Raw genomic sequence first — 13,926 nt, forward strand, 5'->3', positions numbered from 1 at the left:
CCTTGAGTATTAAATCTATTTTAACATTGATAAATTTATTGGAAAATGAGGTGGCTTATGTAAGGAGCTTATTGGTAATTAGTATATTTGCAAATTATTCTGTAATCTAATTCGATATATTAAACTGTGATACAGCTTCACGACAAACATTTTGTGCCCTTTATAACCGCGGAAGATATTGATGCTGTTATAACTAAAATGGCACGCCAGGCAGAAGAAGATTTTAAAGGCGATATCCCTGTGTTTATAGGGGTACTTAACGGATCGTTCATGGTAGTGTCTGATTTTGTAAAGAAATATACACAGCCTTGCGAGGTAAGTTTTGTAAAGCTTTCTTCGTATGAGGGTACGTCAACCACAAACGAGGTAAAGCAGCTTATAGGGCTTAACCAGAGCCTTGAAGGCCGAAGTGTGGTAGTTATAGAAGATATAGTAGACACGGGTAATACCGTCGCAGAACTTAAAAAGATTTTTGAAGGGCATAACCTTAAGCAGCTTAAGATAGCAACATTGTTTTTTAAGCCTGAAGCTTACAAACAGGATATTGCTCTGGATTATATAGGTTTTGAAATTCCCGATAAATTTATAGTGGGCTATGGCCTTGACTATGACGGATTGGGGAGGAATTTACCGGAAGTTTATCAAGTACAACAATAATACAACCTAAATATAAAATGATCAATATTGTCCTATTCGGAAAGCCGGGTGCAGGAAAAGGCACACAGGCAGAGTTCTTAAAAACAAAATACAGCCTTACGCATATTTCTACCGGCGATATATTTCGCTACAACATTAAAAACGAAACGCCTCTTGGACTTGAAGCAAAATCTTTTATAAACAAAGGTGAGCTTGTACCTGATGCACTTACTATAAAAATGCTACAGGATGAAATTGAAAAGAATCCTGACACTAAAGGTTTCCTTTTTGACGGTTTTCCGCGTACTACAGAACAGGCAGATGCTCTTGATGAGTTTCTGAAATCTAAAGGCTGGGAAGTAACGGCTACTATTGCACTTGAAGCAGACGATGAAATATTGGTAGCACGCCTTCTTGAAAGAGGTAAAACAAGCGGAAGGGCAGACGACCAGGATGAAGCACTTATCCGTAACCGTTACCAGGAGTATAATGAAAAAACAGCTCCGCTTATTGAATATTACAAAGCTCAGGATAAATTCCACGCTGTTGATGGTATTGGTGAAATATCAGAAATTACAAGTCGATTAAGTTCAGTAATCGATACGCTCTAACTTAAAAATCCACAATTGGAAATAGCCATAATATTTTTCCTTATTATCCTTAACGGTGTCTTCTCCATGTCTGAGATCGCATTAATTTCGGCAAGGAAAAACCGCCTTGAATCTGCAGCAAAAAAAGGAAACGCTAGCGCACAGGCTGCGCTGGACCTGGCAAATTCGCCAAACAAATTCCTTTCTACAGTACAGATAGGCATAACTTTAATAGGTATCTTAACAGGTATTTATTCGGGTGATAAAGTTACCGACGATGTTAAAATATTTGTAGAAGGTTTTCAGGTTTTAAAACCCTATGCTTCAAATATATCAGTAGGTATAGTAGTAGTAATACTAACGTTTTTCTCTTTGGTTCTTGGAGAGCTGCTGCCTAAAAGGCTTGGGCTTAACTATCCTGAAACCATTGCAAAAACAGTAGCACTGCCAATGAAGTACATTTCAATAATAACTGCCCCTTTTATTTGGCTGCTAACATCGTCTACCGATTTTCTGTTGAAAATTTTAAGGATACGCCCTACGGCAGATGGTAAAGTAACTGAAGAAGAGATCAAAGCTATTATTAAAGAAGGTACTGAAGGAGGAGAAGTTCAGGAAATTGAGCACGACATTATGGAGCGTGTATTTCATATTGGTGACCGTAAGGTAAACTCACTGATGACGCACAGAAAGTCGGTAGCTTATCTTTCTACAGATGCCAATAATGGAAAGATACGCGAAACCATGCTTGAAGAGCTGCATTCTATATATCCGGTAAGTGAAGGTTCAAGCCTTGACGACGTTATAGGTGTAGTGCTTCTAAAAGATATTTTTGCTAATTACGACAGGACCGATTTTAGCCTGAAAGAAATAGTAAAAGAACCAGTGTACCTTATCGAGCATACATCTGCTTATAAGGCACTTGAAATTTTTAAGAATACAAAAGTGCATTACGCTTTTGTTACAGATGAATATGGTGTGTTTCAGGGTATAATTACCCTTAACGATATTCTTGAAGCGCTTGTTGGCGATGCATCCGATTTTTATGAAGACGAGTTCAGGCTTGTCGCTAACGAAGACGGGACATGGCTGGTAGACGGACACTATCCGCTGCATGACTTCCTAACGTATTTTGATCTTGACGATCTTACTAACGAATATGAAGTAACAACGGTAAGCGGACTTGTAATGACAGAGCTTTCGTATATACCTAAACAGGGCGAAAAACTGGCATGGAACCTTTATGAACTTGAAGTCGTTAAAATGGATGGCGTTAAGATTGATAAAGTGATGGTCAGATCAATAAAAGAATAAGAACGATAGTTCAGGAATTAGATATAGACAGTAAAGGTTATGGTAAGTGGTTAGGTGCTGCTAAGCAACCTGAAGCTTTAAACCTTAAACAAAGAAACAATGACAGAAGGGAATTTTGTAGATTACGTAAAGATATATGTGTCTTCCGGAAAGGGAGGTAAGGGATCTACACACTTGCACAGGGAAAAATTTATTGAAAAAGGAGGTCCCGATGGTGGTGACGGAGGCCGTGGTGGTCACGTATACCTTGTTGGGAACAAAAGTTTGTGGACATTATTCCACCTGAAATTTGCAAGACATATTAAAGGGACTCACGGAGGTGACGGAGGAAGCGCACGTAGTACAGGAGCAGATGGTGAAGATAAATTTATCGAAGTACCACTGGGAACTGTTGTTCGCGATAAAGAAACGAATGAGATTCTTTTTGAAATAACAGAAGACGGAGAAAAAAAGATCATCGCCAGAGGTGGTAAAGGCGGACTTGGTAACTGGCATTTTAGAAGTTCTACAAACCAGACACCAAGGTATTCTCAGCCGGGTATGCCTGCTGAAGAAAAAGATATATTGTTAGAACTTAAGGTTCTTGCAGATGTTGGTCTCGTTGGTTTTCCTAATGCAGGTAAATCTACATTGCTTTCAGTTCTTACTTCGGCTAAACCAAAAATTGCAGATTATCCATTTACTACCCTTAAGCCAAACTTAGGAATCGTAGCCTACAGGGATTTTCAATCGTTTGTAATTGCAGATATTCCTGGAATTATTGAAGGTGCAGCAGAAGGTAAAGGTCTTGGCCATTACTTCTTAAGGCACATCGAACGTAATTCAACATTGTTGTTTTTAGTTCCTGCCGATGCAGATGATATTAAAAACCAGTACGATATTCTGTTGGATGAGTTGAGAAGGTATAATCCTGAAATGCTTGACAAAGACAGGCTTGTGGTTATATCTAAATGCGATATGCTTGACGATGAGCTTAAAGCTGAAATGAAGGTACACCTCGATAAAGAATTTAACGGTATTCCATATATGTTTATTTCGTCTGTTGCCCAACAGGGACTTACAGAACTTAAAGATAAACTTTGGCAGATGCTAAACACTGAAGTGGTGTAATTTATAGTAAGAAAAAAATATAAGCTCCTAAAAAACGTATAGTGATAAGCGTTTTTTAGGAGCTTTTTTATTAGATATAGTATTGGTTTCTTAATATAAGTGCATTAACAGCCAGTAATTTAAGAGTTAAACGTTTGTTTAATTTTATTTGATTCTTTAACATTTTTTTAATAAAAAGATATATCTTTGCTCCCGGAAACATTCAGTTAACCAAAACCTAACTTTTTGATTACAGGAGTTTATGAAATTCAACTATAAAAACAGTCTGACTGTTTTGCTGCTAAGGCTTTTTGTCGTGTATGTTGTCTTTATGCTATGCCGATTTGCCTTTTACTACTTCAACAATAATCTTATCGATCCGGTACAGGGAAAAAATCTTTGGAGTCTGCTTCGCGGAAGCCTTATGTTCGATACCGTTTCTATAATTTACATCAACATGCTTTTTATATTTCTTTCGTTGGTGCCATTCCGCTTCAGGGAAAAGAAGATATACCAAAAAATCATGTTTTGGGTATTTATGGTAACTAACGGTATTGGCCTGCTTATAAATGTAGCCGATATTTTTTATTACCCTTTTAAACAGGCAAGAATAGTAATAGGCGATTTTTTCCTTTTAGGAGAAGATGCGTTTGTGCCTTTACTGGCCGATTTCGTGGTAGACTACTGGTACGGCTTTATTTTCTATTTCCTTTTGCTTGTTATACTGTATCAGGGATATAAATGTGCTTGCGAAAACAAACTTGAAGACCCTAAAAGCAATAAGCGTTATTACACAGTAAACAGTGCTTATCTGGCTGTAATGGCTGTGGTAGTTATCTTTTTTGTAAGGGGCGCTACATTCTCGGCGGCATCATTCCCAATAGGCATGAACGATGCTTTTTTGTACACCGATAACCCAACGCATACATCTTTTATATTAAGCAATCCGTTTTGTATTTTAAGGACAATGAGCAAATCTAAAGATGTGCCGTCCCTAAAGTATTTCGACGACGAAATTGCCCAGAATATTTTTCCGACTACACACAATCCTGCTGTTGTAGCAGAAGATTTTGATATCGACAGGAAAACAAATGTATTTGTAATTATATTAGAGAGTTTTGGTAAAGCGCATATAAAAAGCCTGTCTGACCAGTTTAAGCCGGAACAGGAAAGTAATACACCATTTCTGGATTCGTTATTTCAGCAGGGTTACCTGTTTACCAACGGGCATCAGAACGGTTACCGCTCGGTAGATGCTTTGCCTGCAATATGGGCATCTATTCCATCGTTTAATGAACATTTTCTTGCTTTGCCTAACTCGGTTGCACCGTATTATGCACTGCCTGCATGCATGAATGAAATGGGCTATGAAACCGCATTCTTTCACGGAGCGGTTAGGGAGTCAATGGGGTTTGTTTCGTTCGGAAAAAATACCGGAATAAAGAATTTTTACTCCCGTAACGAATACGAAGAAGAAAATGGAAGCGCCGACTTTGATGGCAAATGGGGTATATGGGATCATAAATTTATGCCGTATGTTCATAAAAAGATAAACAATCTGGCAAGCGATAAGAACAAGCCTTTCTTTGCGACATTCTTTACATTATCATCGCACCATCCGTATAAAGTGCCACCGGGACTGCCAAAACAATTTAGTGAAGGTACGCTGCCTATACACCGTGCAATAAAATATTCGGATTACGCTCTTGGAGAATTCTTTAAAAGCATTGAAAAAGAGTCATGGTATAAGAACACGCTTTTTGTAATTACTGCCGACCATTCATCGGGTGCAGATAGCGAGAAATTCAATAAAGCACCACACGATTACACTATTCCTATATTCTTCTTTAAGCCCGGTAGCAAGATGAAGGCGAAAGATGACAGGATAATGCAGCATATAGATATTATGCCAACTGTCTTAGGGATGCTTAATTATGATAAGCCGTACTTTGCTTTTGGTAAAGATCATTTTGATAATAACCAGTCTAAAGGACACTTTGCAATAAACTTTTCTAATGGTGCTTTTAATTGTACTACAGACGAATATTATTATCTGTTCAATGAAAAAGATGTTATAGCTAAGATCGATTACAGGAAAGATCCGTTAGGAAAAATGAATCTTATAAAACAGAAAACAAAACAGGACGAAATGGCAATACGGGAGTTTAAAGCTTTCGTTCAGGAATATTACAGTCATCTTCATAAACGTGATTACCTTCCGTTACCGGACAGTAAAAAAAGACTGGCCTTGCTGGATATAAGGAAATAGAAAATGCCCCGAATAGGGGCATTTTTTAGTTTGTGTCTATGTATAACGATTTTCGCATTGAAATCAATATTGCCTCAGCCTTTTCGTTATCAGGTGCTGGAGGAAGTATGGTGTCAAAGTACAGTCTGTCAATAGATGCCAGAAGATTATCAGCCATGTTTAGCAAATAGTCGTATTCCATATTGCCCGATTTGATGCCGAGTAGTTCTTCCCGGTTGGTAACACGTATGCTTAGCTTACCGTCGCGGAGTATTTGTTCGGCAGATTGAAGCAGGCGGATGGTATGCATCATGTTTTTAGAATCATAATTTTTGCCATGCTGTTTGTTTGTGTTGTAACGTTCTTCGTTCCGTTTTTCAATCCAGCTCCAGTACTCCATATATTCTTTGCAGTAGCTTGAGTAAGCCTCCTGGTTAAAGTACATATAAGCTAAAGGCTGCTCGGTTTTAGGAACTGATGAAACCGAAACCTGGTTAGCTGTATCTTTGGAGGTTATGCCTTTATATCCAAGTACATTTTCTCTATCGTAGAATAGAGCATACATACCTTTCGAGTGAGGAATATTTATCAGTCCGCACTGCTCCTGTGTTCTATTGTAGGTTTCCAGCCATGTGGCGAGGAGAATACTATCGTATCCATTTAAGATGTAACAGAAGTCTAAAAGATTTTTCTTTCCCTTTGGTAAAGGGTTAACGATTTTCTTTTTTAATCCTCTTGCTTTTTTTATCTGTGTCATTGCGTAACCGGCAAAACTGTCTTTACAGAGTTTAGAAAGAAAATTTCCAATCTTTAATTCATCCATCAGCGGGTGTTTGTAAAGAATACAGTCTTCAGGTGTGGCAAGTATTTCAAGAATATTTGGATTGTTCTTAGTTAGCAACTCAATAAACCTTCCTATTTCGTAATAAACAATATCATTGGTGTCATTACTTATTTGTGGAATATAATCGAAGCCGAAAAATTTATCTTTTGGCATAAAGAACACACCTTTAATATCGGTGTCGGATGTTGGTGTGTCCAGTCCGAAGGACCTGCTTCCGGATATTGTTTCGAACAGGATAAGGTCGTTATTTTTTAGATATTCTATAGTCATTTACTTATCGTTTGATCTCAGCTCTGAAGAAATCATCCAGGGTTTTGTTTATCTTTTTGCCTGAAGGCAGACCGGATGCTTTTTCCTGATTGTAAAGAATTGTGTCCTGTAAAAATTTCGTAATTACTTCTTCTTTAGGATGCAGGTATTTTTCGTCTTTTCCGGATTTTATCTCCTGAAGTTCGAGTATTTTATCCTGTACATTTGTTGGTACTATGGGTAACAGTTCGGCGAAGGCAACAGGCGGAAATGAATTGTTTTCTATAATCCATTTTCCTGCGAGTGCTGTGCGTAATGCGTAAAAATAGCTTTTAAGCTTTATTTGATCTGCTTCACATACTTCCATGAAATTTTTAGTAGTTCCAAGGTAATGATGTAGTGTCGCTATTGGCGAGAAACAGTCGTCAGCAAAAGATTGCATCTGTTTTAAAAAAGAATCATTTGTATAATAGCACACCGGTGAATATAACCATTCTATAAGCGGAGCATTAGATTTTGCAAGTAGCTTTAAAGCTTTAGCTAAATCCCAACCCGATCCGTCGAGATCTTCGTCTGTCATAAATTCTATAACGTCCGGTTTTTCCCAAAGCGATAGGTACCATTCCGGATTGTTTTTGTAAATAAACCTAATGTCGTAATCGCTATCGGGAGAAGCAAATCCCCATGCGCGGCTTCCTGATTCTACTGCATGAAGAACGACTATATTTTTTTCTGTTTCTACAGATTTTAGTTTATCAAATATAAGTTGTTGCATTTGTACTTAAAATTTCCCGAATTTACACTTTTTTTAGTTATTCCCGTTCCGGAAAAAATGCGACATTCTAGTTTTAGCCACGGTATAATTTTATCAAATTCTTAAAATAAACTATATTCGCAGCACTTAATTTAAAATAGTTAGTGGTTCACTGTAACAAAAATGTATTTATAGTGACTATTAGCTAACAACTATTAACTTTTATCCATAACAAATGAAAAAATTAATTTTATTCCTTACCATGTCGCTTATGGTTCTTCCTGTAAGGGCAGACGAAGGAATGTGGTTCCTGATGTTCATTGAGCGCCTTAACCATAGGGATATGCAAAAAATGGGCTTACAGCTTACATCTGAAGAGATTTACAGCATTAACAACCACAGCTTAAAAGATGCTATCGTTCAGTTTAACGGTGGATGTACTGCAGAGATCATCTCTAAAGACGGTCTGGTGTTAACTAACCACCACTGTGGTTACGATGCAATCGCTGAACTTTCTACGCCGGAAGCTAACTGGCTTAAAAATGGTTTTTGGGCTGCCAACCGTCAGGGTGAGCTAAAACCTAAAAGTCTGTCTGTGCGTTTCTTCGTAAGAATGGACGACGTGTCTAAGAGGATACTTGGGAAGGTAACTCCTAATATGACAGAAGCAGAAAGAGAAAAAGCAATACAACAGGAAAGTGCTGCTATTGAAAAAGAAAATAATGAAGGCGGGAAATATACAGTATCTGTACGTCCGTTCTTCCAGGGTAACGAATATTACTATTTCGTTTATCAGGATTATACAGACGTTCGTTTAGTAGGTACGCCTCCTGAAAGCATCGGTAAATTTGGTGGAGATACAGACAACTGGGAATGGCCGCGCCACACAGGAGATTTCTCAATGTTCCGTGTATACGGCGACGCTAACGGAAACCCTGCGGAATATTCTACAAACAACGTTCCTTTAAAACCTAAGCATTACCTTCCGGTAAGTCTTAAAGGTGTTCAGGAGAACGATTTTGCTATGATCTTAGGATACCCTGGACGTACTAACCGCTGGATGCCGGCAGGTGGTATAGAACAAAATGTTAAGTATGCTTACCCTGCATGGGTTGAGGCTTCTAAACTGGGTATGGATAAAATGAAAGTGCATATGGATAAAGATGCTAAAGTGCGTCTTAACTATGCTTCTCAATATGCTCAGGTTGCCAACTACTGGAAAAACCGTCAGGGTATGATTGATGCACTTACAAAGCACAAAACTGCGGCTACTAAAGCTAAAGCAGAAGCTGACTTCAACAAATGGGCTAATAAGTCTGAAAACAAGGCCAAATACGGAGATGTTATTGCTACAATAAATAACTTCTACGCTAAAACAAACGAAAAAGCACGTCATGACAACTACCTTACAGGTTTGCTTAGAACAAGTGCTTTCGCTGCAAACCCTTACAGCATAGGCCGTGGCCTTGAGCAATATACAAGTGCTAATGCCGAAGGCAGAAAAGCAATGGATGCCGATCTTAAAGCGTATATTGATGAAGTATATGGTACACTTTACATACCATTAGAAAAAGACGTTCTTGCTGCACAGCTTAAATTGTATTCTACAAAATCTACGGGTTATGAAGTAGCTCCGCTTGTAGCGAAAATTGGTAAAGAAAATAATAACGATTTTACAGCTTACGTTAACAACGCATTTGACAAGAGTATCTTCGCGTCTAAAGAAAAACTTGATGCATATATGGCTAACCCTAATGCAGAAGTACTTAAAAATGATCCTCTTTATCTTCTTTCTTCTGACCTGCTTACTAAATACAGAGCTAAAACTGAAGAGCAGCAGAAACTGGATGCCGATTATTCTAAATCATTCCGTCTGCTTGTAGAAGGTATGAGACAGGCTAATCCGTCGGTTAAATACTACCCGGATGCTAACAGTACGCTACGTTTAACGTATGGTAAAGTAAGATCGCTTCCTTCTGATAAGAGAAACGATGCTAAGAAAAACTACTACACTACTATGCAGGGTGAGGTAGCTAAGTACAAACCAAACGACGAAGAGTTTGATCTTCCGAAAAGATTACTTGAGCTTTACGAGAAAAAAGACTTCGGTCAGTATGCTGATAAAGCAGGGTATATGCCGGTAAACTTCCTTACTGATAATGATATTACAGGTGGTAACTCTGGTTCTCCGGTAATAAATGGTAAAGGCGAGCTTATAGGTCTTGCTTTTGATGGTAACATCGAAGCTATGGCTGGTGACGTTATTTTTGATAAAGACCTGCAAAGAACTATTAACGTTGATATTCGTTACGTTCTTTGGGTTATAGACAAGTATGCAGGTGCAAAACACATTGTAGACGAAATGACTATCGTGAAATAAATTCAGCATTCGCCGATAATATATAAAATCCGTTCCTGATGAGGGAACGGATTTTTTTGTTTCGGCACTTTTAATTCTTCTATTTTAGTTACATTTGAGGTCTTAAGATATATCAATAAATGCGCACACACTTTATAGCAATAGGCGGTGCTGCCATGCACAATCTGGCATTGGCACTTCACTCAAAAGGATATCATGTAACAGGCAGCGACGACGCCATTTTTGAACCGTCGCGCTCACGACTAGAAAAAAAAGGACTACTTCCTGAAGAATTAGGATGGTTCCCCGAAAAGATAACATCTGATATTGAAGCTATAATATTAGGGATGCACGCTAAGGCAGACAACCCTGAATTACTAAAGGCGCAGGAACTCGGACTTACAATTTATTCATACCCTGAATTTTTATACGAGCAGTCTAAAAACAAGACCCGCGTTGTAATTGGCGGATCGCATGGTAAGACAACCATTACCAGTATGATTCTTCATGTTATGCATTATAATAACATTGAGGTCGACTACATGGTGGGGGCTCAGTTGGAAGGTTTCGATACTATGGTTCACCTTACCGAAGAGAATGATTTTATTGTATTGGAGGGTGATGAGTATCTGTCCTCTCCAATGGATCGCAGGCCCAAGTTTCACCTGTACCAACCAAATATTGCATTGATAAGCGGTATTGCGTGGGATCATATCAATGTGTTTCCGACGTATGAAAACTATGTAGAGCAGTTTGAAATTTTTATTGAGAAAATTACAAATGGCGGCATTTTAGTATATAACGAAAATGACCCTGAAGTAAAACGTGTTGCCGAAGCGGCTACAAACCCTATACGTAAATTACCCTACCGGACTCCGGAATATACCGTTCAAAACGGGACAACATATCTAGAAACCCCTGAAGGGTCTATGCCTATTGAAGTTTTTGGCGCACATAACCTTAACAACCTTGCTGGGGCTAAATGGATATGCCAGAATATGGGTGTAGATGAGGCTGATTTTTATGAAGCTATTGCCAGTTTTAAAGGAGCAAGTAAACGCCTTGAAAAGATTGCAGAGAACGGCAAAAATGTAGCTTATAAAGATTTTGCACATTCGCCAAGCAAAGTAGCTGCAACAACAAAAGCTGTAAAAGAGCAATACCCTGACAAAACCCTTATAGCATGCCTTGAATTGCATACCTACAGCAGCCTTAACGCCGAGTTCCTTAAAGAATATGAAGGTGCTTTGGATAATGCTGATGTAGCTGTGGTGTTTTATTCACCTGATGCGGTTAAGATAAAACAGCTTGAAGAGGTAACCTACGATCAGATTGCGAAGGCATTTAATCGCAAAGACCTGATAATATATACAAACCCTACTGAATTTAAAGAATACCTGTATAATCTTAAGCATGACGATAACGGCATAGCGTTATTGTTAATGAGTTCGGGTAATTATGGCGGGCTCAATTTTGATGAAGTAAAGAATCTTTTATAGTAAAAGGCGCCATTGGTGCCTTTTATTTTTTATACCTGTAATGACCAGTGATTTTAGATTCAAAGAGAAAATCATCCATTTTTTGTCCGTAGCCAATGTTGTGAACAATCATATACCGGCCGGAAGATGCTTTCTTATCAACGACAAATCCTATATGCGGGTGATTGCCGGGCAGCATCCAGGTTACAATATCTCCGGGTTTGTAATCGGCTGCGTTGTTGGTAATTGATTTTACCTCTCCGAAACGGCGAAAGAAAACCTGTAAATTGGGCACACGCCTGTGATCGATATTTGTGTCGGGTTTTTTAAGGCCCCATGTTTTTGGATATAATGAAAAGTTTTTACGCATATCTTCGTGTACTTCTTTCTGAAGGTCAATCCCCAATTTTCGATAGGCCCTTATTATAACATCGGTACAGACTCCTTTATCTTTTGGCACATCGCCGTTAGGGTACGGAATTGTAAAATAATCACCGGTATATTTTACCTTATCCTTAGTGAGAGCAATTGCTGCATCAGATAATTTACCATAAAAATCTTTGTTTACTATAGACTCAGTAATCGGAGTAGTATCATTCGAATTGATGTTAGTGCATCCAAATAAAAATAGAAGTAGTAAATGTTTCATGGTGAGTTGGTTTGTAATTAAAACGAAAGAAATATCGTTCATATTGTATCTTCAAATAGTCCTTTTTGTATTTTAGTGGTATTATCACCTCACTTATGGAAGAAACCAACACGACATTCTCAATAAAATATTGGGCAGAAGACGATCAGCCACGCGAAAAGCTAATGCTAAAAGGCAAAGCAGCCCTTAGTGATGCCGAACTAATTGCCATACTGATAGGTTCCGGCAGCCGCAACGAAAGTGCTGTAGAATTAAGCAAGCGTATATTGGCAAGTGTAGATAATAATCTTAATGCTTTGGGTAAGCAAAGCCTTCAGCAATTAATGAGTTTTAAAGGAATAGGAGAAGCTAAAGCTATAACTATTGCTGCAGCTATGGAACTTGGTAGAAGGAGGCGTGACGAAGCGGGTGTTGATTTAAAGCGTATCACATCAAGCCGTGCAGTATTTGAGATTATGCAGCCCATTATTGGTGAACTGCCGCATGAGGAATTTTGGATATTGTACCTTAATAATTCCAACAAAGTAACTTATAAAGCTCAGTTAAGTAAAGGTGGAATTACAGGTACAGTGGTAGACGTTCGGTTGGTCTTTAAAACGGCATTAGAACAGAATGCTGTTGGAATAATTCTGGTTCACAACCATCCTTCAGGGGTTTTGCAGGCCAGCGAAGCCGATAAGCAAATTACGAAGCAGCTAAAAATGGCCGGGCAGTCACTGAGTATTAATGTGCTCGACCATGTAATTGTTACAGAGGCAGGTTACCTGAGTTTTGCCGATGAGGGAATGCTTTAGTTAAAAAGCTTCCTGTATTCCAACGGCGAAATATTGGTTTTAGTTTTAAAAAGTTTGCTAAACGATTGCGGGTATTCAAACCCTAGTTGATACGCAATTTCGCTTACCGAAAGTGGTGTAGAGGTTAATATCTCTTTTGCCTTTTCAATTAGTTTGTTGTGGATATGCTGCTGTGCGTTCTGACCTGTAACTGCCCTAAGCATATCACTAAGATAGCCGGGTGAAACATTTAAATGGTCTGCAATATCTTTAACCCTTGGCAGGCAGGTGTTGTCACTATTATAATGGTCGTTAAGCAGGTTGTCAATTTTAGCAACGAGATCATTATTCAGATTTTTACGTGTGATAAACTGCCTGTTATAAAAACGGTTCGAGTAGGTAAGGAGCAATTCTATGTGAGAAATAATAACATCCTGACTAAGGTTGTCTATAGCACTTGTATATTCCTGTTCAATATTACGCATTATGCCTTCAACCAACTTTTCTTCTTTTTGCGAAAGATAAAGCCCTTCATTTACCGCGTAAGAAAAGAATTCATAGTTCTTGATGTTTTTAGCTAACGGATATCCGCGTAAAAAATCGGGGTGAATTAAAAGCATGCATCCCGCAAGCGGACTTTCTCCAGGTTCATTTTCATAGCATATCTGCCCCTGTGCGATAAATGACATCACACCTTCATCAAAATCGTAGCTGTTTTGACCGTAGCGGATCTTTCCCTTGTAATCTTTTTTAATGGCGATCATGTAGAGGTTAAGAATCAAACCGTCCGGTATTTCTTCCTGAATATTTTTTATGTCGCTAAAGTGAATGGTGCTCACCAAGGGGTGCTCCGGCCCGGCAAGTCCCAGCATACGGTGCATTTCAGAAATGGTGTTCAGTACCAGCGGTCCATTTTTAACCTTTTTCATAGTTATTGCATTTA

The 13,926-nt window shown here is 38.6% G+C and carries 12 protein-coding genes; 8 read left to right on the plus strand and 4 right to left on the minus strand.

Annotated elements, in window-relative coordinates; genetic code table 11:
• The first annotated feature begins 126 nt into the window (after positions 1-126).
• The 5 genes from ALW18_13405 (at position 127) to ALW18_13425 (ending at position 5,898) form a co-directional block, all read left to right on the plus strand.
• Positions 127-657, plus strand: a complete 531-nt coding sequence (locus ALW18_13405) for a hypoxanthine phosphoribosyltransferase (GenBank protein AOE53430.1) — start codon at positions 127-129, stop codon at positions 655-657.
• Positions 658-674: 17 nt separating this feature from the next.
• Positions 675-1,247: an adenylate kinase gene (locus ALW18_13410; GenBank protein ID AOE53431.1), complete on the plus strand. Its 573-nt coding sequence runs from the start codon at positions 675-677 to the stop codon at positions 1,245-1,247.
• A 66-nt stretch (positions 1,248-1,313) separates the two neighbouring features.
• Positions 1,314-2,540, plus strand: coding sequence for a hemolysin (locus ALW18_13415; protein AOE53432.1), 1,227 nt, complete (start codon positions 1,314-1,316; stop codon positions 2,538-2,540).
• 99 nt (positions 2,541-2,639) lie between these two features.
• Positions 2,640-3,650 (plus strand): GTPase CgtA, encoded by a 1,011-nt coding sequence (locus tag ALW18_13420; protein ID AOE53433.1) that lies wholly within the window; start codon positions 2,640-2,642, stop codon positions 3,648-3,650.
• A 310-nt stretch (positions 3,651-3,960) separates the two neighbouring features.
• Positions 3,961-5,898: a hypothetical protein gene (locus ALW18_13425; GenBank protein AOE53434.1), complete on the plus strand. Its 1,938-nt coding sequence runs from the start codon at positions 3,961-3,963 to the stop codon at positions 5,896-5,898.
• A 25-nt stretch (positions 5,899-5,923) separates the two neighbouring features.
• Here ALW18_13425 and ALW18_13430 read toward each other — a convergent pair whose 3' ends face one another.
• Complete coding sequence (locus tag ALW18_13430; protein AOE53435.1) at positions 5,924-6,991, minus strand: nucleotidyltransferase; 1,068 nt, start codon at positions 6,989-6,991, stop codon at positions 5,924-5,926.
• 4 nt (positions 6,992-6,995) lie between these two features.
• Entirely contained in the window at positions 6,996-7,745 is a 750-nt protein-coding gene (locus tag ALW18_13435; GenBank protein AOE53436.1) for a nucleotidyltransferase, read from the minus strand.
• Between the two features lie 214 nt (positions 7,746-7,959).
• Between ALW18_13435 and ALW18_13440 the strand changes: the two genes are divergently transcribed.
• Complete coding sequence (locus ALW18_13440) at positions 7,960-10,104, plus strand: peptidase S46 (GenBank protein AOE53437.1); 2,145 nt, start codon at positions 7,960-7,962, stop codon at positions 10,102-10,104.
• 119 nt (positions 10,105-10,223) lie between these two features.
• Positions 10,224-11,582: a peptidoglycan synthetase gene (locus ALW18_13445; protein ID AOE53438.1), complete on the plus strand. Its 1,359-nt coding sequence runs from the start codon at positions 10,224-10,226 to the stop codon at positions 11,580-11,582.
• 22 nt (positions 11,583-11,604) lie between these two features.
• On the opposite strand, the gene ALW18_13450 is transcribed toward ALW18_13445, so the two are convergent.
• The gene (locus tag ALW18_13450; GenBank protein ID AOE54413.1) at positions 11,605-12,168 is read right to left on the minus strand and encodes a hypothetical protein; all 564 of its coding nucleotides are present in this window, start codon (positions 12,166-12,168) and stop codon (positions 11,605-11,607) included.
• A 137-nt stretch (positions 12,169-12,305) separates the two neighbouring features.
• Here ALW18_13450 and ALW18_13455 point away from each other — a divergent pair, with 137 nt between their 5' ends.
• Positions 12,306-13,004 (plus strand): hypothetical protein, encoded by a 699-nt coding sequence (locus tag ALW18_13455; GenBank protein ID AOE53439.1) that lies wholly within the window; start codon positions 12,306-12,308, stop codon positions 13,002-13,004.
• Here the strand turns inward: ALW18_13455 and ALW18_13460 are convergent.
• The gene (locus ALW18_13460; protein AOE53440.1) at positions 13,001-13,912 is read right to left on the minus strand and encodes an AraC family transcriptional regulator; all 912 of its coding nucleotides are present in this window, start codon (positions 13,910-13,912) and stop codon (positions 13,001-13,003) included. The genes ALW18_13455 and ALW18_13460 overlap by 4 nt on opposite strands.
• Positions 13,913-13,926: the final 14 nt, after the last annotated feature.

The organism is Flavobacterium psychrophilum (assembly GCA_001708385.1).
Taxonomy (GTDB): Bacteria; Bacteroidota; Bacteroidia; order Flavobacteriales; family Flavobacteriaceae; genus Flavobacterium; species Flavobacterium psychrophilum_A.